General features: G+C 40.5%; 21 protein-coding genes and 1 tRNA gene. 5 read left to right on the top strand and 17 right to left on the bottom strand.

What is annotated here, in order from left to right:
- Window positions 1–324: 324 nt before the first annotated feature.
- The 7 genes from HMPREF1518_RS02765 to HMPREF1518_RS02735 form a co-directional block, all read right to left on the bottom strand.
- Entirely contained in the window at window positions 325–2,094 is a 1,770-nt protein-coding gene (locus HMPREF1518_RS02765; protein ID WP_033584000.1) for a DUF4365 domain-containing protein, read from the bottom strand.
- Between the two features lie 306 nt (window positions 2,095–2,400).
- Window positions 2,401–2,472, bottom strand: a tRNA-Arg gene (locus HMPREF1518_RS02760).
- A 42-nt stretch (window positions 2,473–2,514) separates the two neighbouring features.
- Complete coding sequence (gene rplS / locus HMPREF1518_RS02755) at window positions 2,515–2,862, bottom strand: 50S ribosomal protein L19 (protein WP_001068669.1); 348 nt, start codon at window positions 2,860–2,862, stop codon at window positions 2,515–2,517.
- Window positions 2,863–2,980: 118 nt separating this feature from the next.
- Window positions 2,981–3,310, bottom strand: coding sequence for a fluoride efflux transporter CrcB (gene crcB, locus HMPREF1518_RS02750; RefSeq protein WP_033583998.1), 330 nt, complete (start codon window positions 3,308–3,310; stop codon window positions 2,981–2,983).
- Window positions 3,304–3,678, bottom strand: coding sequence for a fluoride efflux transporter CrcB (crcB, locus tag HMPREF1518_RS02745; protein WP_000712109.1), 375 nt, complete (start codon window positions 3,676–3,678; stop codon window positions 3,304–3,306). Before crcB (HMPREF1518_RS02745) ends, crcB (HMPREF1518_RS02750) begins: the two co-directional genes overlap by 7 nt.
- Window positions 3,675–3,941, bottom strand: a complete 267-nt coding sequence (locus tag HMPREF1518_RS02740) for a chorismate mutase (protein WP_033583996.1) — start codon at window positions 3,939–3,941, stop codon at window positions 3,675–3,677. The genes crcB (HMPREF1518_RS02745) and HMPREF1518_RS02740 overlap by 4 nt, the downstream gene beginning before the upstream one ends.
- A gap of 117 nt (window positions 3,942–4,058) precedes the next feature.
- On the bottom strand, window positions 4,059–4,502 hold the full coding sequence (locus HMPREF1518_RS02735) for a flavodoxin (RefSeq protein WP_001162125.1): 444 nt from the start codon (window positions 4,500–4,502) through the stop codon (window positions 4,059–4,061).
- A gap of 103 nt (window positions 4,503–4,605) precedes the next feature.
- Between HMPREF1518_RS02735 and HMPREF1518_RS02730 the strand changes: the two genes are divergently transcribed.
- Together HMPREF1518_RS02730 and HMPREF1518_RS02725 are read left to right on the top strand one after the other, a co-directional pair.
- A complete protein-coding gene (locus tag HMPREF1518_RS02730; protein WP_033583994.1) occupies window positions 4,606–5,541 on the top strand; it encodes a DHH family phosphoesterase in 936 nt (311 codons plus the stop codon).
- Between the two features lie 95 nt (window positions 5,542–5,636).
- Complete coding sequence (locus tag HMPREF1518_RS02725; RefSeq protein WP_000710762.1) at window positions 5,637–5,879, top strand: type B 50S ribosomal protein L31; 243 nt, start codon at window positions 5,637–5,639, stop codon at window positions 5,877–5,879.
- A 113-nt stretch (window positions 5,880–5,992) separates the two neighbouring features.
- On the opposite strand, the gene HMPREF1518_RS02720 is transcribed toward HMPREF1518_RS02725, so the two are convergent.
- The 7 genes from HMPREF1518_RS02720 to HMPREF1518_RS02690 all read right to left on the bottom strand — a co-directional run bounded on the left by HMPREF1518_RS02720 (window position 5,993) and on the right by HMPREF1518_RS02690 (window position 15,149).
- Complete coding sequence (locus HMPREF1518_RS02720; RefSeq protein WP_033583992.1) at window positions 5,993–7,327, bottom strand: Nramp family divalent metal transporter; 1,335 nt, start codon at window positions 7,325–7,327, stop codon at window positions 5,993–5,995.
- 220 nt (window positions 7,328–7,547) lie between these two features.
- Complete coding sequence (gene carB, locus HMPREF1518_RS02715; RefSeq protein ID WP_033583991.1) at window positions 7,548–10,724, bottom strand: carbamoyl-phosphate synthase large subunit; 3,177 nt, start codon at window positions 10,722–10,724, stop codon at window positions 7,548–7,550.
- Window positions 10,725–11,172: 448 nt separating this feature from the next.
- The gene (locus tag HMPREF1518_RS02710; protein ID WP_000166847.1) at window positions 11,173–12,252 is read right to left on the bottom strand and encodes a carbamoyl phosphate synthase small subunit; all 1,080 of its coding nucleotides are present in this window, start codon (window positions 12,250–12,252) and stop codon (window positions 11,173–11,175) included.
- A 34-nt stretch (window positions 12,253–12,286) separates the two neighbouring features.
- Window positions 12,287–13,225 (bottom strand): aspartate carbamoyltransferase catalytic subunit, encoded by a 939-nt coding sequence (locus tag HMPREF1518_RS02705; RefSeq protein ID WP_033583988.1) that lies wholly within the window; start codon window positions 13,223–13,225, stop codon window positions 12,287–12,289.
- Window positions 13,226–13,243: 18 nt separating this feature from the next.
- Window positions 13,244–13,765: a bifunctional pyr operon transcriptional regulator/uracil phosphoribosyltransferase PyrR gene (gene pyrR, locus HMPREF1518_RS02700; RefSeq protein WP_000850018.1), complete on the bottom strand. Its 522-nt coding sequence runs from the start codon at window positions 13,763–13,765 to the stop codon at window positions 13,244–13,246.
- Window positions 13,766–13,976: 211 nt separating this feature from the next.
- Window positions 13,977–14,606 carry an endonuclease III gene (gene nth, locus HMPREF1518_RS02695; RefSeq protein ID WP_000244435.1) on the bottom strand — a complete coding sequence of 210 codons (630 nt, stop codon included), beginning with the start codon at window positions 14,604–14,606 and terminating at the stop codon, window positions 13,977–13,979.
- Window positions 14,607–15,149, bottom strand: a complete 543-nt coding sequence (locus HMPREF1518_RS02690; protein WP_000773191.1) for a YceD family protein — start codon at window positions 15,147–15,149, stop codon at window positions 14,607–14,609.
- A 168-nt stretch (window positions 15,150–15,317) separates the two neighbouring features.
- Between HMPREF1518_RS02690 and HMPREF1518_RS02685 the strand changes: the two genes are divergently transcribed.
- Together HMPREF1518_RS02685 and HMPREF1518_RS02680 are read left to right on the top strand one after the other, a co-directional pair.
- Complete coding sequence (locus HMPREF1518_RS02685; protein WP_033583983.1) at window positions 15,318–15,647, top strand: hypothetical protein; 330 nt, start codon at window positions 15,318–15,320, stop codon at window positions 15,645–15,647.
- A gap of 329 nt (window positions 15,648–15,976) precedes the next feature.
- Complete coding sequence (locus tag HMPREF1518_RS02680; RefSeq protein ID WP_033583980.1) at window positions 15,977–17,536, top strand: ATP-binding cassette domain-containing protein; 1,560 nt, start codon at window positions 15,977–15,979, stop codon at window positions 17,534–17,536.
- Between the two features lie 189 nt (window positions 17,537–17,725).
- On the opposite strand, the gene HMPREF1518_RS02675 is transcribed toward HMPREF1518_RS02680, so the two are convergent.
- The 3 genes from HMPREF1518_RS02675 to HMPREF1518_RS02665 form a co-directional block, all read right to left on the bottom strand.
- A complete protein-coding gene (locus HMPREF1518_RS02675; RefSeq protein WP_223326387.1) occupies window positions 17,726–18,325 on the bottom strand; it encodes a CPBP family intramembrane glutamic endopeptidase in 600 nt (199 codons plus the stop codon).
- Between the two features lie 107 nt (window positions 18,326–18,432).
- Window positions 18,433–19,332, bottom strand: a complete 900-nt coding sequence (gene htpX / locus HMPREF1518_RS02670) for a zinc metalloprotease HtpX (protein ID WP_033583979.1) — start codon at window positions 19,330–19,332, stop codon at window positions 18,433–18,435.
- Window position 19,333: 1 nt separating this feature from the next.
- The gene (locus HMPREF1518_RS02665; RefSeq protein ID WP_033583977.1) at window positions 19,334–19,894 is read right to left on the bottom strand and encodes a LemA family protein; all 561 of its coding nucleotides are present in this window, start codon (window positions 19,892–19,894) and stop codon (window positions 19,334–19,336) included.
- A 93-nt stretch (window positions 19,895–19,987) separates the two neighbouring features.
- Here HMPREF1518_RS02665 and rsmG point away from each other — a divergent pair, with 93 nt between their 5' ends.
- Window positions 19,988–20,701 (top strand): 16S rRNA (guanine(527)-N(7))-methyltransferase RsmG, encoded by a 714-nt coding sequence (gene rsmG / locus HMPREF1518_RS02660; RefSeq protein WP_033583975.1) that lies wholly within the window; start codon window positions 19,988–19,990, stop codon window positions 20,699–20,701.
- Window positions 20,702–21,100: the final 399 nt, after the last annotated feature.

The raw sequence follows: 21,100 nt of genomic DNA, 5'->3' as shown, positions 1-21,100 counted from the left end.
TGCGGTTACAATTCGAACAATATTTTAGAAAATTTCCTTTCTATTTTTAAAAAATTATTTTGTAGTGATCAATCCGTCAGGCTCGATGTTGAAACTTTCTTTTTCAGCCAATCGGCCATCTTCAAGCATGAGGTGTTGTACAGTTACTTAAATCTTGAGAGTACAAAAACCGTCATAACGCCTAGAGCCACAAGGGTTCAGTTGTACAGTTACTTAAATCTTGAGAGTACAAAAAATAGGCATTGCTTCCTTAATTTGTGGTACTGAATTGTAATAAATCACTCTCTATTTCTATATGTTATCTCTTTATAATCTCTTTTAATTTTACGATAATTTCATATACAAAGTATAAATAGGAAAGTCTTTATATCTTTCTTTTGTCTCATTATCCAGTTTATTCCAAAACAAATCAGCTTGTGGTTTCGATTTTAATAACACTGATGAACCGAAACAAAGTTCATAGTTATCATTACTATTTACTAAAATATTGCTCAGAATCTCCATTTCTTTGCTGTTTAATTTACGAACTCTAGATTTTATTTGAAGGTCATTTATTATAGCTATCTCACTATTTTGGGAGTATTTTAAGTTCCAATTAGAAAGACATTGTGCCCAATTAAGCAATAACTCTCTTCTAGAAGCATCTTCTGCCATGTCAGCAGCAATAACTATTTTTATAATAGTGTTGTTAGCATCTTCAAATTTCAAGTCATTATCAACTAATCTTTGATATGAGGCAATAACCGAATCAAAATTACAATTATCTATTTTTAGCCAATCGTTAGGTTCAAAAACTTCAAAAATTGAAATATCTGAAGAATCCTTCCCCTCACCTCTCCTACACCAGGGAATTTCAGTAAAGATATCAATCATAGTTCCGTTCTTATCTATTGTAAAATCATATAAGGCAATAATATGGATATTAGCAATTCTTAGATGAAGTAATTTAGATTCATTATAATCAAAGGCATCCTTCTTCTTTAGAACAAGACCTGAATTAAGGATATTTAGATTTTTTTGAGATTGTTTATCAAAGTAGTTTAGATCAAGATCCTTTTGTACACCCATATTTTCCAAGAAGTTAGAAATCTGTCTCAAATCCTTTATATCGCTATCTAAATTCCGTGAAGTAATATCCGATATTGACTGATTATCTAGTTCTATTTTATTTCCATTGAGATTAAAATATCCTACTCTTCCTAGCTCTTGAAGTACCTCCGTACACTCTATGGCTTTTGAGAGCATATTAGACCTTGTATAATTAAATTTAAATATTTTTTTATTTACATCAAAGGACATTTTAAAGCATTCACCAAAATGTAGTTGTACACTCCCATCAGGGAATCGATGTCTTTTTACATCTTGAAAAATAGTATCTCCAACTGTAATAATTAAATCTGTTTCCTCGTAAGTTTCGACAACCTTTATTGTATTTTCAAGTGGTACTTCAATACCAGTTAAAGGATCTTTATAATAAATGAAGAGATCATTTTCTTCCTGGTAGTTAAAGATTTCTCCCTTTCCTTGACCATAAAAATAGAATTTAAGGTTACTATCATCAGAGATATCTTCAACTGAAATACCATCAACATTTATGAAGCTATATTGCTTACGACTATTTGTTATAAAATCGACTAGCATGGGGTACAGTTTTTGTTCGTCTAATTCATGAATCTGTACAGAAAGTTTCTTATTGCTTGTTGTTTTATTTTTTAAATTATTTTTTTTGATTAGTTTTTTTATAGAAAGAGGAGGTAATGATTTATAGTAGATATTTCTTAAATCACCATTCTCACTTAACCAAACTACGAATAAAACTACACCACCATTTTTTGAATATAATTCTAAATCACTTATGTCTAACAAGAAGGATTTCAATTTATTCTTCTGTTGCCTTGTAGCTTTAATTTGAACAGGTACTTTACCAAATATTTCACTTTTTTTCTCACTAGAAGATTTAAGAACATGAATCTCACCATCCCAGACTGGAGTTTTATCATTACTATCAAAATAAGTCTGAAGTAAACTATGTCTATTTATGAATGTTGTCAGATATGAAACACCTAATGTCTCAATTTGTCTATTATTTGCCAAATCCGCACCTCGAAAAATAGCTCTATATACTTTATATTATACCATTAACAAAGAAAAACTTATATACTATAATTACAACTATTTAACTTAAACTGAATATTATAAACTTAAAAAATACTGTTCATTAATAATTACAAAATAAATAGACCAGTTTCCTGATCTACTTTATTCTATATTCATTGACTTTTGGTCACACTTTGGTCAAAAATTCCAAAAATACTAGGTTATTTTAAAAAACAAACTTGTGATGATTGCCTTTAAACTAACACTTTGAATTTTCTTTGTCTTTCTTTACATTACTAAAAATGCCCCCTGCAGGAATCGAACCTGCAACTACTCCTTAGGAGGGAGTTGTTATATCCATTGAACTAAGGGAGCTAGAGAAAAACCCTGCTGGGTAAGCAGAGTTTTTTAGTCGAATTAACGACGGATTTCTTTGATACGAGCTGCTTTACCTTGAAGAGCACGCAAGTAGTACAATTTCGCACGACGTACTTTACCGTAACGAACAACTTCGATCTTTTCAACACGTGGAGTGTGGATTGGGAAGATACGCTCAACACCTACACCGTTAGAGATTTTACGAACTGTGTAGTTTTCTGAGATGCCTGCACCTTTACGTGCAATAACAACACCTTCAAAAATCTGGATACGTTCACGGTTACCTTCGACAACTTTCGCGTGTACACGAACAGTGTCACCAGGACGGAATGATGGGATATCTGTACGAAGTTGACCTTCAGTCAAGCTTTGGATTAATGGATTCATTTTATTCTCCTATCTTTGTCAATCTTGAGGAACCTTCCTCAGCGGATAAACTGTATTTTTGTGCGTCCATTACACACAGGATATAGTTTACCAAATTTCTACCTAAAAGTAAAGAAATTTATAGCAGAATTCCTAAAAAAATCGCCACTAAGCCGCCTATGTAAGTTAAGAGAAAATAGCTATAAAATACCTTCTTGTCACTTAATAGTCTTTGCAGCTCGTCATTCAAGGTTGAAAAGGTCGTCAACCCTCCACAAAAACCTGTCGCTAGGATAGCATAGATTTCCTTGGACTCCACATGATTGTAGAGTAGGCCAATTAAAAAACATCCTAGAAGATTGGCAAGGAGAGTTCCTAGAGGTAATTTTGAAGCTTGATTATAGCGGGAAAAGAAATAACGCACCAGGGCTCCGAACCCGCAGGCGATTGCAAGATAAACGATTACCATTTCTTCCTCCCTAGAACATAAGCCAAGAGTAGACCTCCTCCAATACTCAAAAGCAGATAGATGATTAAGCTAAGATAACGCCCGGTATCAAGCAGTTTTACTGCATCAAGCATTAGGCTAGAAAAGGTTGTCAGGCCACCGCAAAAACCCGTCCCCAGCGCCAAAATTAAGCCTTTACTAGTTCTCTTATAGACCAAATAGCCTTTCACCAGATAGACTAGGCAGAATATTCCCAGATAATTGACGAGAAGGGTTCCCCAAGGAAATTCAGGACTGGCTGGCAACTGACTAGATACAAAGTAGCGGATAAGGCCTCCCACCATTGCAGCCAGAAAAATTCCAAGCGGATAAAATTGTTCTTTTTTCATTTGATATTTTGATCCTGATAATCACGCGAACGTTTGAGTATGTCAGAAAAAGTCGCAACAATAGTCTCCTGATAGCGCTTGTCCTCTACACGACTTCTAACCTTTTCAAAAATAACCGCTTCTCTCTTAGAATCTAAAATAGGTTTTCTTGAGGCTTTCTTATAGGCAACTACTCCCTCAACCAAATGCATCCGTTCTTCCAAGAGCTTGACGATTTGGTCGTCGATTTGATCAATTTCTTGCCGAATCATATCTAAGTTCATACAGTCTCCTCCTTTATTTGAATTATTGTATCAAAAACCCTCTAAATAGGCTAGTAAAATCCCCAAAAAACTAATAAAAAAACGCACTGACTTCTTCCAGTCAGCGCAGTTTGATTCTTATCCTACTTTTGCAGCCAATTCTTCTGCGAATTGTTCCAAACGTTCGATGTCTTCTTCTTCAGCAGAAAGATCAACTTTAACACACTCTGAACCTTTTTCTGCTCCTGTCGCTACAAAAACACGATCAAAGTCATCAACAGCCTTACAGAATTCGTCGTAGAAAGTATCTCCTGAACCGACCACTCCGTAGATTTTGCCATTCAAGTTGAGATCTGCTAGATCTTCATAGAAGTCCATCATCTCATCTGGCAATTCTCCGTCTCCGTAAGTATAAGTCGCAACGATTGCGATGTCCGCCTCCAAGAAGTCTGAAGCGTCAACAGTCGTACATTCATCCACATCGACATCCAAGCCCAAGTCACGCAATTTATCTGCTACAATATCTGCAATTTCTTCGGTATTACCGGTCATACTGGCAAATACAATTTTTGCTAATGCCATATCGTCCTCCTCAATTTATCTTTCTCCATTATATCATATCTTTTTCATTTTAAAAATAAAAATTCTTGTGCTACAATGAAATGAGAAAGAATTGAGGTTATTTATGGAAATTTGCCAGCAAATTTTAGAGAAAATCAAAGAATACGATACCATTATCATTCATCGTCATATGAAACCAGACCCTGATGCCTTGGGAAGTCAGGTGGGCTTGAAAACTCTTCTTACACACCATTTTCCAGAAAAGACTATCAAAGCGGTCGGTTTTAACGAACCCACTCTAACCTGGATGGCGGAAATGGATACTGTCCAAGACAGTGACTACCAAGGAGCTCTTGCTATTATTTGTGATACAGCGAATCGTCCTCGTATCGATGATAAACGCTACGAACAAGCTGCTTTCACCATCAAAATTGATCACCATCCAAACGATGATATCTATGGTGACCTATCTTGGGTGGATACAAGTTCAAGCAGTGCCAGTGAGATGATTGCATTATTTGCTCAAGAAAATCAGCTAGCTTTGTCTAGTGAAGCGGCACGACTTCTCTATGCAGGAATTGTCGGGGATACAGGGCGTTTTCTCTACCCGTCAACTAGTGCTCGTACCTTTAGAATAGCTGGCCAGCTCCGAGAAATTGATTTTGACTTTGCTGGATTATCTCGTCAAATGGATACCATGAGCTTCAAGATTGCAAAACTGCAAGGGTATGTTTATGATCACTTAGAAGTCGATGAGAATGGAGCTGCACGCGTTCTGCTTACTCAAGAAATCCTGGAAAAATATAAGGTTACGGATGCTGAAACGGCTGCGATTGTCGGAGCACCTGGCCGAATTGATACCGTTAAGGCTTGGGCTATCTTTGTTGAGCAAGCTGATGGTCACTTCCGTGTGCGAATGCGAAGTAAAATCGCCCCTATCAATGAGATTGCCAAACGACACGACGGGGGAGGGCATCCATTAGCCAGTGGCGCCAATTCCTATAGCTTAGAGGAAAACGAAATCATCTATCAAAAGTTAAAAAACTTGCTTAAAAACTAATAAAATACTTGCCAAACTTTTCAGAATCTGATAGACTAGTATGGTAACAATCTATGGCTCGCAAAGAGACCATGGCAGAAAGGAAATATTGCAAAATGAAAAAAGATATCCATCCAGAATATCGCCCAGTTGTCTTCATGGACACAACTACTGGTTACAAATTCCTTAGCGGTTCAACAAAACGCTCTAACGAAACTGTTGAGTTCGAAGGCGAAACTTACCCATTGATCCGTGTGGAAATTTCATCAGACTCACACCCATTCTACACTGGACGTCAAAAGTTCACTCAAGCAGATGGACGTGTGGATCGTTTCAACAAAAAATACGGTCTCAAATAATCATAAAAAGAACAGTTTCAACTGTTCTTTTTATGATTATTTTTATGAACCAACCACTACTACTTTCTCTTTGTCAAGCTTCACGCTGACACTATGATTGATTTCAAACGAGGTTAAAAAATATCGAAAAGAAGCTTGATATTGAGAATGGTCAAGATGATTGAAACTGCGTAACCTAGGATGGTGTTCCACTTGGCATTAGTGAATTCTCCCATCAGTGACTTCTTAGAGGTCAGATAGATTAAGGGAAAGATTGAAAACGGAAGAGCGATTGACAGAAAGACCTGTGAATAGACCAATAACTGATCCAAGGTTTTTTCTTGATATCCAAACAAAACGGCGACTATAATCACAGGTAGCAAGGCAAAAATACGTGTACCGATACGGATGAGCCACTGAGGCAATCTTAGATGTAAGAAGCCTTCCATGACAATCTGTCCTGTCAAAGTGCCTGTAATAGTCGAATTTTGGCCGCTTGCTAGGAGGGCTAGAGCAAATAAAGTTGACAAGGTTGAGCTGGCTATTGCTCCTGCTATTGTCGAATCCTGTAAAGCATTGTACATTTGAGAAAAAGCTGAAATTTCAGATGCATGACCAAAAAAGAGGGAGGCACCTAAAATGAGAAGCAAGGAATTGACAATGAAGGCTAGGGACAACTGAAGATTTGAATCCCAGGTCATAAAGCGAACTGCTTTTCGAACATCCTTCTTATCTTTGTGATTGATTTTCCTTGTTTGGGATAGAGAGGAATGGAGATAGAGATTATGGGGCATGACTGTCGCACCTACAATCCCTAAAGCCAAGGTCAATTGACTTTCATGGCCTGGTAACGGTGTTTCAAATAAAGTTGAAGTTGGTAAATAACCACCAATAATCCCCTGGATACTTGGATTGGATAAGGCCACAAGATAGGTAAAGATGGCTAATATGGTTAAAATAAGAGTCGTAACAATGGCTTCAATTTTTTTGAAGCCAAATTTCATCAATAAAAGTAACAAAAATACATCTAAAATGGTTAGAAGGATAGCAATCATAATCGGTATTTTAAACAAAAGATTTAAGGCAATCGCTGAACCTAGAACCTCAGCCAAGTCTGTCGCCATTAAAGCTAATTCTAAAATCACCCACAAACTATAGCGAAGCCACTTGGGAGCATGATTAGCTGTTGCCTGTGCTAGGTCCATCCTAGTCACGATACCGAGCTTTCCAGCCATCTGTTGTAGCTGCATGGCAATGATGGATGAAATTAAAATAACAAATAAAAGGCTGTACTTGTAGGAGGCACCACCAACCACGCTGGTGATCCAGTTTCCTGGATCCATGTAGCCAACTGCCACAAGTGCACCAGGTCCTAAGAATGCTTTTAGATTTTGCCAAAAATGATTGTTATTTGGAGTCTCAATAGATTGATTGATCTCAGAAAGAGAGACTTTTTCATAAGAGGACATAGGAATTTCCCACTTTCTAATCTGTCTTTACATATTTCTTAATAGAATATTTTTTGAAAGAATGATGAAAATAGTTTACCTATTTCCAATTCACCCTTATTATATCACATTTTGGAATGATTCCTAAGAAAAGAAATGATAGTTGAAATAAGCAATATCAGTATTGTAAAAGCCAGCGTCAGAAAACGCTGGCTTTAAAACTGTGAAAAATCTTTCTCAACTAGATCGCTTCTGTGACAAAACTACGGCTTTCTAGCACCTTGAGCATGGCATTAGCTGTATCTAGAGCTGTAAAGAGTGGCACTCCGTGTTCAATGGCTGAACGACGGATTTGCTCACCATCTTCGTCAGCAGTTCGTTTGGTTCCGACAGTATTGATGATAGCTTGGATTTTTCCTTTACGGACGTAGCTAGGAATATCATGTTCGTCATCACCGATTTTCCCAACTAGTTGAGCTTGAAGTCCATGATTTGCAAAGAACTCCGCTGTTCCTGCAGTTGCAAGGATTCCGTAACCAATGTTTTGGAAACGACGAGCTAAATCTAAAGCTTCTTCTTTTGCATCATCAGCGATGGTAAAGACAACATTACCAAAAGTAGGCAAGTGAAGGTATGAAGCTTCAAAAGCTTTATAGAGCGCTTTTTCAAGAGTTGTATCAGAACCCATGACTTCCCCTGTCGATTTCATTTCAGGACCGAGCAAGCTGTCTACTTTCGCTAGCTTGGTAAAGGAGAAGACTGGCGCTTTGATATGAACTCGTGTGCTTTCAGGGTAAAGTCCATCTTGGTAACCAAGTTCTTCGAGACTTTGACCAAGAATCAACTTAGTCGCTACCTGAGCCATAGGGATATTGGTTACCTTAGAAAGGAATGGAACCGTACGGCTGGCACGTGGGTTGACCTCGATAACATAGACTTTCTCATCCTTGATAACAAACTGAATGTTCATCATACCAAGACAGTTGAGACCAATTGCTAGGCGTTTGGTGTAGTCTGCGATGGTTTCCTGTACCTTTTGCGACAAGGTTTGTGGAGGATAAACGGCCATTGAGTCACCTGAGTGGACACCGGCACGTTCGATATGCTCCATGATACCAGGGATAAGGACATTTTCTCCGTCTGAGATGGCATCCACTTCACACTCTTGCCCAACGATGTAAGAGTCAACAAGAACTGGGTGGTCTGGACTAGCCTTAACAGCGGTACGCATGTAAGAACGGAGGTCTTCTTCGTTTTCAACGATTTCCATGGCACGTCCCCCCAAGACATAAGATGGGCGAACAAGGACTGGGAAACCAATCTTGCGAGCTGCAAGCACGGCTTCTTCTTCATTGGTAGCCGTTTGTCCTGGTGGCTGTGGAATATCCAAGTCTTTAAGGGCTTGCTCGAAGAGGTCACGGTCTTCGGCACGGTCTAAGTCAGCGACTTGCGTACCAAGGATGGTCACACCTGCTTTTGCCAGAGGCTCTGCAAGATTGATGGCTGTTTGACCACCAAACTGAACGATAACACCTTTTGGTTGCTCCAAGTCGATAACATTCATAACATCTTCGAAAGTCAATGGTTCAAAGTAGAGCTTGTCAGATACCGAGAAGTCTGTAGAAACGGTCTCTGGGTTTGAGTTCATGATGATCGCTTCATAGCCAGCTGCTTGAATCGCCTTAACAGAGTGAACTGTTGCGTAGTCAAACTCAACCCCTTGTCCGATACGGATTGGACCTGAACCTAGAACTAGGACGGATTCCTTATCAGACTTGATAGATTCATTTTCCCATCCATAGGTTGAATAGAAGTATGGTGTTTCAGAGTCAAATTCTGCCGCACAGGTATCGACCATCTTATAGACTGGAACAATCTTGTTTTCCAAGCGAAGTTGGCGAACTTGGTCAGCTGTCGTTTTCCAGAGTTCCGCAATCTTGCGGTCTGAAAATCCATTGAGTTTAGCTGTTTTCAAGACTTCTAGATCTTGTGGATGGGCACCTAATTCTTGCTCAATTTCAAAGATGTGCAAGAGTTTATCAAGGTAAAAGATATCAATCTTGGTCAATTCAGCAATTTCTTCTGGTGTGTAACCACGGCGAATAGCCTCTGATACGTAGAAGAGACGATCATCTTGGGCCTTGACAACTTTTTCAATCAAGGCATCATCTGAAACCGCTGCAAGCTCCGGCATTTCATTGTGGTGAACCCCAATTTCAAGTGAACGACAGGCTTTTAGAAGAGATTCCTCGATGTTACGACCAATGGCCATGACTTCCCCAGTCGCTTTCATCTGAGTTCCGAGACGACGCTCACCTTTTTCAAACTTGTCAAATGGGAAACGTGGAATCTTAGCAACGACGTAGTCAAGGGCCGGCTCAAACATGGCATAGGTTGAACCTGTGACTGGGTTGATGACCTCATCCAAGGTCAAACCGACAGCAATCTTAGCTGCCAATTTGGCAATTGGGTAACCAGTTGCCTTAGAAGCAAGGGCTGACGAACGCGATACACGAGGGTTTACTTCGATAACATAGTACTTGAAGCTGTGGGGATCAAGGGCCAGCTGAACGTTACACCCACCTTCAATCTTGAGAGCGCGGATAATGCTCAAGCTCGCGTCACGTAGCATTTGGTTTTCATAGTCTGACATGGTCTGCGCGGGGGCAAAGACAATGGAATCTCCTGTATGGATCCCAACTGGGTCAAAGTTTTCCATGTTACAAACAACGAGGGCATTGTCAGCTGAATCGCGCATGACTTCGTACTCGATTTCCTTGAAACCTGCGATTGAACGTTCAATCAAACATTGGGTAACAGGTGACAATTTCAAGCCATTTTCAGCTATTTCACGCAATTCTTCTTCGTTGGCACACATACCACCACCAGTACCACCAAGGGTAAAGGCTGGACGAACGATAACAGGGTAGCCGATTGATGCTGCAAAGGCAACAGCTTCTTCCACTGTGTTGACAATTTCAGATTCAGGGATTGGCTGCTCAAGCTCTTCCATCAATTGTTTAAAGAGGTCACGGTCCTCTGCTTGGTCAATAGCAGATAGTTTAGTACCCAGAAGTTCAACACCCAATTCATCTAGAATGCCATTCTTAGACAATTCCATGGCCATATTGAGCCCTGTCTGACCTCCAAGAGTTGGAAGCAAAGCATCCGGACGTTCCTTACGGAGAATACGAGTTACAAACTCAAGTGTGATTGGCTCGATGTAGACCTTGTCCGCAATCTCCTTGTCCGTCATGATAGTGGCAGGGTTTGAGTTCACCAAGACAACTTCATAACCTTCCTCTTTCAAAGACAAGCAGGCCTGGGTCCCCGCGTAGTCAAACTCAGCAGCCTGACCAATAATAATCGGACCAGAACCAATCACCATAATTTTTTGAATATCAGTACGTTTAGGCATTTATAAGATATTAAGGGCGTCAAGCGGACAAAGCTAAAATAGGAGTTATGACGAAGAACTATCAGTTCTAGGAATAACTATCTTTTTAGCACCGTCCGTAGCCCGTATTCAGTTCAGCAAATACGGACCACCCTTCTCCTTTCTATTCGTCGCCTCACAGAGCGACATTAAATAAATTCTCCGACGATTTTTTAGAGAAACGATCATTTTCGATAAAAAATCTAGTGCAGGAAGTTTTTAGTTCGCCTGATTGCGACTAAAAGAAACGACCTGCCTTTCTATTCGTCGCCTCACAGAACGACATTAAATAAGATACAAAGGACGAATAGAAAGCGATTGAATTTTAGGAAACCAAGGAAGGATTGACAATCCAAGTTGGTTTCTCTAAATTCCGAGCTTTCCGTCCGTGTTCAGTTACTTAAATTCTCCGACGAGCTTTTACTCGTTCTTAGTTTGCTTGTTTAAAAGCTTCCATCATCTCGATAAACTCGTCAAATAGGTAGCTAGCATCGTGTGGACCAGGAGCTGCATCTGGGTGGAATTGCACAGAGAAACCTGGTTGGTATCTGTGTCGAACTCCTTCAACTGACTTGTCATTGATTTCTTCGTGTGTAATAATCAAGTGCTCTGGCAAATCCTCACGGCTAACCGCATAACCATGGTTCTGGCTAGTAAAGTCTACTCGTCCTGTAGCAATCTCACGTACCGCGTGGTTAAATCCACGATGACCAAATTTCATCTTGTAGGTCTTAGCCCCATTTGCCATGGCAAAGAGTTGGTGTCCCATACAGATACCAAAAATTGGAATTTTTCCTTGCACACCACGAATCATGTCCAGTGCTTCTGGAACGTCTTCTGGGTTTCCTGGACCGTTTGACAACATAACTCCATCAGGATTAAGATGAAGAATTTCTTCAGCCGTTGTCGAATAAGGAACAACCGTCACGTTACAGTTGCGTTTAGAAAGTTCACGTAAGATTGAGTGCTTGAGACCAAAGTCCACTAGCACTACACTCAAACCAACTCCCGGAGCTGGATAGGAAGTTTTAGTAGAAACCTGCTTGATATTGTCTGTCGGCAAGACTGTTGCTTGGAGCTGGTCCGTCACATGGTCCATACTGTCCCCAACATGAGTCAAAGTTGCACGCATCGTACCATGCTTACGGATAATCTTGGTAAGTGCACGCGTATCAATCCCTGAAATACCCGGAATTTTCTTAGCTTTCAAAAATTCATCCAGCGTCATTTGGTTGCGCCAGTTGCTAGCTCGACGCGCCTCTTCGAAAACGACAACTCCCTTACAAGTTGGAATGATGGATTCATAATCATCACGGTTAATTCCATAATTTCCCACCAAAGGATAAGTAAAGGTCAAGATTTGTCCATTATAAGACTGGTCTGTAATGGATTCTTGATAGCCGGTCATCCCTGTGTTAAAGACGATTTCGCCTGTTACATCAATATCTGCTCCGAAGGCCTTGCCTTCAAAAACTGTGCCATCTTCTAATACTAGAAGTCTTTTTGTCATATTTTCACCTCTCGTGGACGCTCACTGGCGTCTTTTAACGTCTTGTGTTTTCATTGGCGTTTCTACTCGCCAATACGGATTCTAAGATTGCCATTCGAACAAAGACACCGTTGGTCATTTGTTGGACAATACGTGATTTTGGCGCTTCAACCAAGTGGTCAGCAATTTCCACATCTCGATTAACTGGAGCCGGATGCATAATAATGGCTTCTTCTTTTAAGCGATTATAGCGTTCTTGGTTCAAACCGTGTTGAGCATGGTAGGCTTCTTTTGAAAAAACTGCTCCACTATCATGGCGTTCATGTTGAACGCGGAGTAACATCAAAACATCCACCTGATCAACAATCTCATCAATAGTTACAAACTGTCCATAGTCCGCAAACTCTTGACTTCTCCATTCCTCAGGTCCTGCAAAGTAAAGTTCCGCTCCCAAGCGTTTCAAAATCTGCATATTGGACTTGGCAACACGTGAGTGGTCCAAGTCGCCTGCAATAGCAACCTTGAGACCCTCAAAGTGCCCAAATTCCTCATAAATGGTCATCAAATCAAGCAAGCTCTGGCTAGGATGTTGACCTGAGCCATCACCACCATTGATAATGGAAGTCGTAATCGACGGACTCGCAATCAACTCTCTGTAGTAGTCAACCTCTGGGTGCCGAATCACGCAGACATCTACACCAAGCGCAGACAAGGTTAAGATGGTATCATAAAGTGTCTCACCCTTATTTACTGAGCTGGTCTTCACATCAAAGTCAAGTCGCTCCAGCCCTAGCTTAATCTCTGCCACTTCAAAGGACTTATGTGTCCGTGTAGAATCCTCAAAGAAAAGATTTGAAACAATCGGATGGTCTTCATAAGGAAGCTGGGCTCCATTTTTAAACTCAATTCCTCGCTTAATCAATTTCATCACTTGATCGACAGTGAGGTCTTCCATAGAAACCACATGGTTCAATGCTTGTTGATTTTCTGACATAGCTACTCCTTCAGCTTTCTAAGCTTCTTCAGTAATCAGAACTCTATCTTGGCCATCAAGTTCTGTCATCTCTACGATGATTTCTTCAGAACGACTGGTTGGGATATTTTTCCCAACGTAATCTGGACGGATAGGCAATTCTCTATGTCCACGGTCAACTAGCACCGCAAGACTCACGCGCGCAGGACGACCATGTCCGACAATATTATCGATCGCAGCACGGATAGTACGGCCTGTATAGAGTACATCATCCACCAAGATAACTTCACGGTCTGTCACATCAACAGAAATCAAAGAAGTATCTTCTCCGCTTTTAACATCGTCACGGAAAGGCTTGGTGTCCAATTCCACAACAGGAACAGTGATATTTTCCAACTGCTCCAAGCGTTCTTTGATACGATGAGCGATGAAAACACCACGCGTTTTTATCCCCGCTAGGATAATTTTATTCAAATCTTTATTGCGCTCAATAATCTCATAAGTAATTCGCGTAATCGCTCGTTTGACAGTCAATTCGTCTACAACTTCTTTTGTCTTCATGACAAACCTCCAAAAAGAAAAGTCTCCTTCTACAAGGAGACTTGAAATGTATAGCCAAGCGAGCCCTACTATAAACAGTATAGACTTCACCCTTCTACTTTATCGCGCTCCTTGCCTGCCTCACGGGACAGGTTTAAAGGACTATTTAGTTACCATTTACTATAGCACAAAGCACCCTTAAAATCAAGCAAAAACTTTTTTCAGAGTCCTCTTAAACATTACTAAAATCATATAATTGGGGATAGTGATCGCATTCTGGATTTTTGGGATGACAGATAGCTCGTCCAAAGTAAATCATGGCCTGGTGGGCTGCTAACCACTCTTCTGGTGGTAGGACGTCCATGACACGTTTTTCTACTTCAAGTGGCGTAGCTGATTTTTTAACGATATCGTGATGCTTACAGATACGCTCCACATGAGTGTCCACTGCAAAAGCAGGAATTCCAAAGCCCACACTCAATACTACATTTGCTGTTTTACGACCAACACCAGCTAGACTTTCTAATTCCTCTCGAGTCTGAGGCACTTGACCATCAAAATCGTCTAGTAACTGTTGGGCACATTTTTTAAGGAATTTAGCCTTATTTCGATACAGTCCCAGGCGAGAAATGTGTGAAGCAATTTCACTCTCTGTCGCTACAGACATGGCTTGTGGTGTCGGAAAGGCAGCGAAGAGACCTGGTGTGGCCTTATTTACCGCTGCATCTGTCGTCTGAGCTGACAACATCACCGCAACCAGTAGTTCAAAATGATTAGTAAAATCAAGACTAGGCTTGGCATCTGGAAAGAGGGCAATAATTTCCTCAATGACATGACGGGCACGTTTCTTGGATAAAACCATCTACTCGTCTCCATCAAATAGTCCTTGCAAGCCAGCAAATGGACTGTTTTCTTCTTTCTTGACTGCTTGTTGAGCTTGGTATTCTTCCTCTGTCATGATTTGCCAGTCATTTCCGGACACAAAACCTTGACCCGCCTCTTCTTCTGCCGTCAAGACCTTGATTGGGATATTGAGCAGAATATTATCTGCTACGCTCTCAGCAAGGTCGATTTCCCCATTTTCGATAGGCAAGACCAAGTCATCATCTAGAACTTCCTGGTCTAGTTGGTTGGTCGCTCCTTCCATGAAAACTTCTGTGACTGGATAAGATTCAGCCAACTCAACTGGCTCCATACTGCGGCTGGAAGCAAGGACAATGGTATATGACAACTGATAGTCCAAGAAATACAGACGGTCTTCGTACTGTACCTTCCCCACTGCAAGGATATCTTTGACATCTAAAATCTCTTGGTTCCGTTTGCGCAAGTCTGCTGCCAGGTCTAAAGCTTGTTCAAAATGCAGACCTTCAGGTTGCTTACGAATTTCTTGAATATTTAACTTCATATTTCCTCCATAAAGATGTACTCACTTGATTATACCATGAAAAGGCTATAAGTCAGCTTTCCAAACTTTGATATTGAAATCTCATTTTTTAACATATTTACTATGACAAAACTTCCTATTAGTGCTATACTACAGGCAAGAATACATCAGAGCAAGGAGGATGCTCACATGGAAGACAAAGCACTCATCACTGAAGCTTACCAACTCCTTTCCGAGTTAAATAAAAGCTACCAAAGTTGCAAACAGGGAACAGCCGATGATCTTCGACTGCAAGAGCTGCTGAACACTACTCTTAAGGAACTAAAAAAAGCAGAAAAGCTAGACAACAGTATCTTAATCGACCTTGAGAAATTTTACCAACGTACTAGTCTGCTGATTGGACTAGGGAGCCTAAAACTAAACGATCAAGCTCGTTCTGCTTGGCGCAACTATGACAAGTTCCACTATGAACATGTCAAACACGTATTAACTCTCTATGGGCCTGTTTTTGGTTTTTAGAGCTTGAAATTACTTGTTTTCTATTGACAAAATTTCCTTAAAGGTATAGGATAGAGGTACTAATACTCGGAGGTATGGGAGACATGAACAACTAATCTATCAAATAAAGAACTTTATTTAGTAGATCTTGTTTTTGTCTCTTTTTGTGTGCTCTTTTTATACTAGATTTTCTAGTATCTTGTCCTCATTGAAAATCGAAAAACTAGAAAGCTATGCTCCTCTTGGGTTGGGTTAGGCAACTCCAAGCTAGTTTGACGAGTTTTTCAACGAGGATAATAGAGTTTTGACAGTGACTTTGGGCTCTACTAGATAAAGTAGAGCTTTTTGTTATGCACTATCGACATTCTAGAAAGGGCAACAATATGATAAAAATCAATCATCTAACCATCACGCAAAACAAAGATCTACGAGATCTTGTATCTGACCTAACCATGACTATCCAAGACGGGGAAAAGGTTGCTATTATTGGTGAAGAAGGAAATGGTAAATCGACTTTACTACGAGCTTTAATGGGAGAAGCATTATCTGATTTTACTATCAGGGGCGACATCCAGTCTGACCTTCAATCACTGGCCTACATTCCTCAAAAGTTACCTGAGGAGCTAAAAAATAGGACTCTACACGACTACTTCTTTTTGGATTCTGCTGATTTAGACTACAGTATTCTCTATCGCTTGGCGGAGGAGTTGCACTTTGATAGCGACCGTTTTGCTAGCGACCAAGAAATTGGCAGTCTATCAGGGGGCGAAGCTTTGAAAATTCAGCTCATTCACGAGTTAGCAAAACCTTTTGAGATTCTATTTTTAGATGAACCTTCAAATGACCTGGACCTTGAGACGGTTGATTGGCTAAAAAGGCAGATACAGAAGATGAAGCAAACAGTTATTTTCATTTCCCATGATGAAGACTTTCTTTCTCATACGGCTGATACTATTGTCCACTTGCGACTGGTCAAGCATCGGAAAGAAGCGGAAACGCTAGTCGAGCATTTAGACTATGATCGCTATAATGAGCAGAGAAAGGCTAATTTTGCAAGACAAAGCCAGCAAGCTGCTAACGACCAGAGAGCCTATGATAAAACCATAGAAAAACATCGCCGAGTTAAGCAAAATGTAGAAACTGCACTTCGAGCTACCAAAGACAGTACTGCCGGTCGCCTATTGGCTAAAAAGATGAAAACTGTTCTCTCTCAAGAAAAACGCTTTGAAAAGGAAGCTCAGTCCATGGCCCAAATGCCACTTGAAGAGGAACAAATCCAACTTTTCTTTTCAGACATCCAACCATTACCGGCTTCTAAAGTCTTAGTCCAACTGGAAAAAGAAAATTTGTCTATTGACGAGCGCATTTTAACTCAGGAGTTACGACTAACGGTCCGTGGCCAAGATAAAATCGGTATCATCGGGCCAAATGGTGTTGGGAAATCAACTCTGTTAGCCAAGTTTCAACAACTGCTCAGCGCCAGAAGAGAGATTTCGCTTGGTTTTATGCCACAAGATTACCATAAAAAACTGCAATTGGATTTATCTCCAGTAGCCTACCTCAGCCACACTGGACAAAAAGAAGAACTACAGAAAATCCAATCTCACCTAGCCAGTCTCAATTTCAGCTATCTAGAGATGCACCACCAAATCCGCTCCCTATCTGGCGGGCAACAAGGCAAACTCCTACTTTTGGATTTAGTGTTGCACAAACCAAACTTTCTCCTTCTGGATGAGCCTACACGTAATTTTTCTCCCACTTCTCAACCCGAAATCAGAAAACTCTTTGCCTCCTATCCCGGCGGTCTGATCACTGTTTCGCATGACAGACGCTTCTTAAAAGAGGTCTGTACGAGTATCTATCGTTTGACAGAAAATGGTTTGGAAGTTGTTGATTTACAAGATTTATAATTTTTGAACATAGCAAAAATCCAGAGACTTCTCTGGATTCTTTTTACATACGTCGCTCTTGGGAACATTGATATAAAGATCGCTGCTGGCATCATCGACGTGACAGATTATGCTCTGGCTTTTGTTTAAATTGTATAAGCTAGAAATCATTTTTTACTATCTTACAGCTCAAAGCATTCTAATGTAGCATTATCTCATGTACAAAAAGCAAAATGCAACCAGATTATTGAGGACATGCAAAAGAATGGAATTCCATAGGTTGTCAGAAGTCTTATACCTTACCCCAAATGCAAATCCCATACCTAAATAGCTGATAAAGCTAGGAATAGTATAGGGACCATGAAGATAAGCAAAAAGAAGCGATGTGGCAAACAATCCAAAATAGGTATTCTTAAATACTATCCCCTGTAACATACCTCGCATAAAGATTTCTTCCGTGACAGGTGCCAAAACACAGAGATCCACAAAAAGTACAGACCATGAAAGTGATAAACTTTGCACAGTTTGAGTTGTGTCTGATTGGGTAGGGCCTAAAAAATTGACCATAATATAAAACAGGAAAAGCAAGGCGTATGAAAGAAAACATTTAAGAATATCTTTTAGGCTGATTTGCCGAATGTGAAACAAGTCATACTTTTTTCCTACATATAAAAATAATGCAAGTTCAACAAGTGTAAAAAGGATTGATAGCGGTAATGAATTTATTCGCATGATTTTCTCTGCTATACTCAAATGAATCGGCATAAAAATCAAAATCAAGAAAAACGTCATCCAGCGCTTATACATCATTCACCTCAATTATATAGAATTACATATATTATACTATTTTTTGGAGAGATAACAAGTTAAAAGCGAGATACTAAAAGCAAAAATCCAGAGGTCATCTCTGGATTTTTTTACATCTGTTTCAAGCGTTCGATTCGTTCTGAGATAGGTGGGTGGGTATAAAAGAGTTTTTGAAGTCCCCCACCTTTCTTCGGATCATTGATATAAAGAGCGCTGCTGGCATCGTCAACATGGTGATGCATCGGCTCGCTATTTTCCAACTTACGCAAGGCATTGATCATCCCTTGAGGATTACGAGTCAGCTCCACACTGGATGCATCCGCCAGAAATTCCCTCTGACGGGAAATGGCTAATTGCACCAAGGTTGCTGCGAGAGGTGCTAGAACAATGGCTAAGAGAGAGATAACAAGCATGATAATCTCCAAACCATTTCCATCGCGATCATTATCACTCCGTCTGCGACCAGCGCCTCCCCACCACATCATCCGTCCTGCCATACTAGACAGAAGGGTAATGGCACTGGCGAGGGCGACAGCAATGGTCGAAATGCGGATATCGTAGTTTCGGATATGACTGACTTCATGACCCATAACAGCTTCTAGCTCCTCACGATTCATGATAGCCAGAAGACCCGAAGTGGCTGCGACTGCTGCATTCTGCGGGTTGGAACCTGTTGCAAAGGCATTTAAAGAAGAATCCTCAATAATGAAAACACGCGGCATAGGAATCTGAGCCACCATGGCCATATCTTCTACTACATGGTAGAGGTCTGGTGCTGTTTGCTCATCAACCTCACGCGCCCCATTCATGGACATGACAATCTCTGTCGATTGAAAGATCATGGTCAGAGCGTAGATAAGACCAATAATCAAGGCAATAATCATGCCACCAAGACCTGAGCGTATGAAGAGATAGCCAACCGCATAACCAACCAAGGCCAAGAGTAGGAAGAAAACCAGCAACAAAATCCAGGTTTTTCGTTTATTGCTCGCAATTTGATCAAACAACATCTTAGTCACCTAATCCGCTAAAGTCAACTTTAGGAACTGCCTTTTCCTCTTCAGGCGTTTGAAGGAAGTCTGCAGCTTTAAAGCCAAATAGTCCTGCGATGACATTACTTGGGAAACTTTCAAGTTTTACATTGTAGTTGCTGACAATACTGTTGTAGAGTTGGCGTGAGTAAGAAATTTTATTTTCTGTATTGGTCAACTCTTCTTGCAATTTGATAAAGTTAGCACTAGCTTTCAAGTCTGGGTAATTCTCTGCTACTGCAAAGATACCAGAAATCTGGCGGGTAAGGGCATCACTGGCCTTCATAGCTTCTGCCGGTGAAGTTGCTGCGGCTACTTGTCTACGAAGTTCTGTTACTTTTTCCAAAGTAGAACCTTCATATTTCGCATAGCCTTTAACTGTTTCAATCAAGTTTGGGAGGAGATCATTACGACGCTTCAACTGAACATCTATCTGGCTCCAAGCCTCCTTGGTCTGCATACGATTTTTAACCAAACCGTTATAGCTAACAATCACAAAAATAACAATCAGAGCCAAAACTCCAAGAATAATCCAAGTCATAATCTTATTCCTTTCTGCTTTTAGATTAATACCAGTATATCAAAATTTTAACGAATATGGTAAAATAAGATGATACTAGAGAAGGAAACGACTATGAAACCAGAAACATTTTACAGCCTACTAGCTGAGCAAAATCTTCCACTTTCTGACCAGCAAAAGAACCAATTTGAACGTTATTTTGAGCTCTTGGTCGAGTGGAATGAAAAGATTAATTTGACGGCTATTACAGACAAAGAAGAAGTTTATCTCAAACATTTTTATGATTCGATTGCTCCCATCCTGCAGGGTTTGATTCCCAATGAAGATATCAAACTTCTTGATATCGGAGCGGGGGCAGGATTTCCTAGTCTACCCATGAAAATTCTCTATCCTCAGCTAGATGTGACCATCATTGATTCGCTCAATAAGCGCATCAACTTCCTTCAGCTTTTGGCTCAGGAGTTGGATTTGGATGGTGTTCACTTCTACCATGGACGCGCTGAAGACTTTGCTCAAGACAAGAACTTCCGTGCCCAGTTTGATGTGGTGACGGCTCGTGCGGTTGCCCGTATGCAGGTCTTGTCTGAGCTGACCATTCCCTATCTTAAAGTCGGAGGAAAACTATTGGCACTCAAGGCCAGCAATGCTCCTGAGGAATTGCTTGAAGCCAAGAACGCTCTCAACCTCCTCTTTAGCAAAGTAGAGGACAACCTTAGCTACGCCCTTCCAAATGGAGATCCCCGTTATATCACTGTGGTAGAAAAGAAAAAGGAGACGCCTAACAAGTACCCAAGAAAGGCTGGCATGCCAAACAAACGCCCACTTTAATTTTTTTAGTAAAAAAATTATTTACAAATCTGCCTCGCTTTCTTATTTCTGGGCTCGGGAAAAAATACTTTACAAAATCATTCCTCGCTCTCACATTTCCAGGCTCGGGAAAAAATGATTTACAAAATCAAACCTCGCTCTCGCATTTCTAGGCTCGGGAAAAATTCGTTTACAAAACAACCTCGCTCTCACATTTCCAGGCTCGGGAAAAAATGATTTACAAAATCAAACCTCGCTCTCGCATTTCTAGGCTCGGGAAAAATTCGTTTACAAAACGAACCTCGCTCTCGCATTTCTAGGCTCGGGAAAAATTCGTTTACAAAACGAACCTCGCTCTCGCATTTCTAGGCTCGGGAAAAATTCGTTTACAAAACGAACCTCGCTCTCGCATTTCCGGGC

Source organism: Streptococcus sp. SR1, assembly GCF_000526075.1.
GTDB classification, from domain to species: Bacteria; Bacillota; Bacilli; order Lactobacillales; family Streptococcaceae; genus Streptococcus; species Streptococcus halitosis.
The sequence above is the reverse complement of the archived record's forward strand: the minus strand, read 5'-3'. Positions and strand labels throughout refer to the sequence as shown.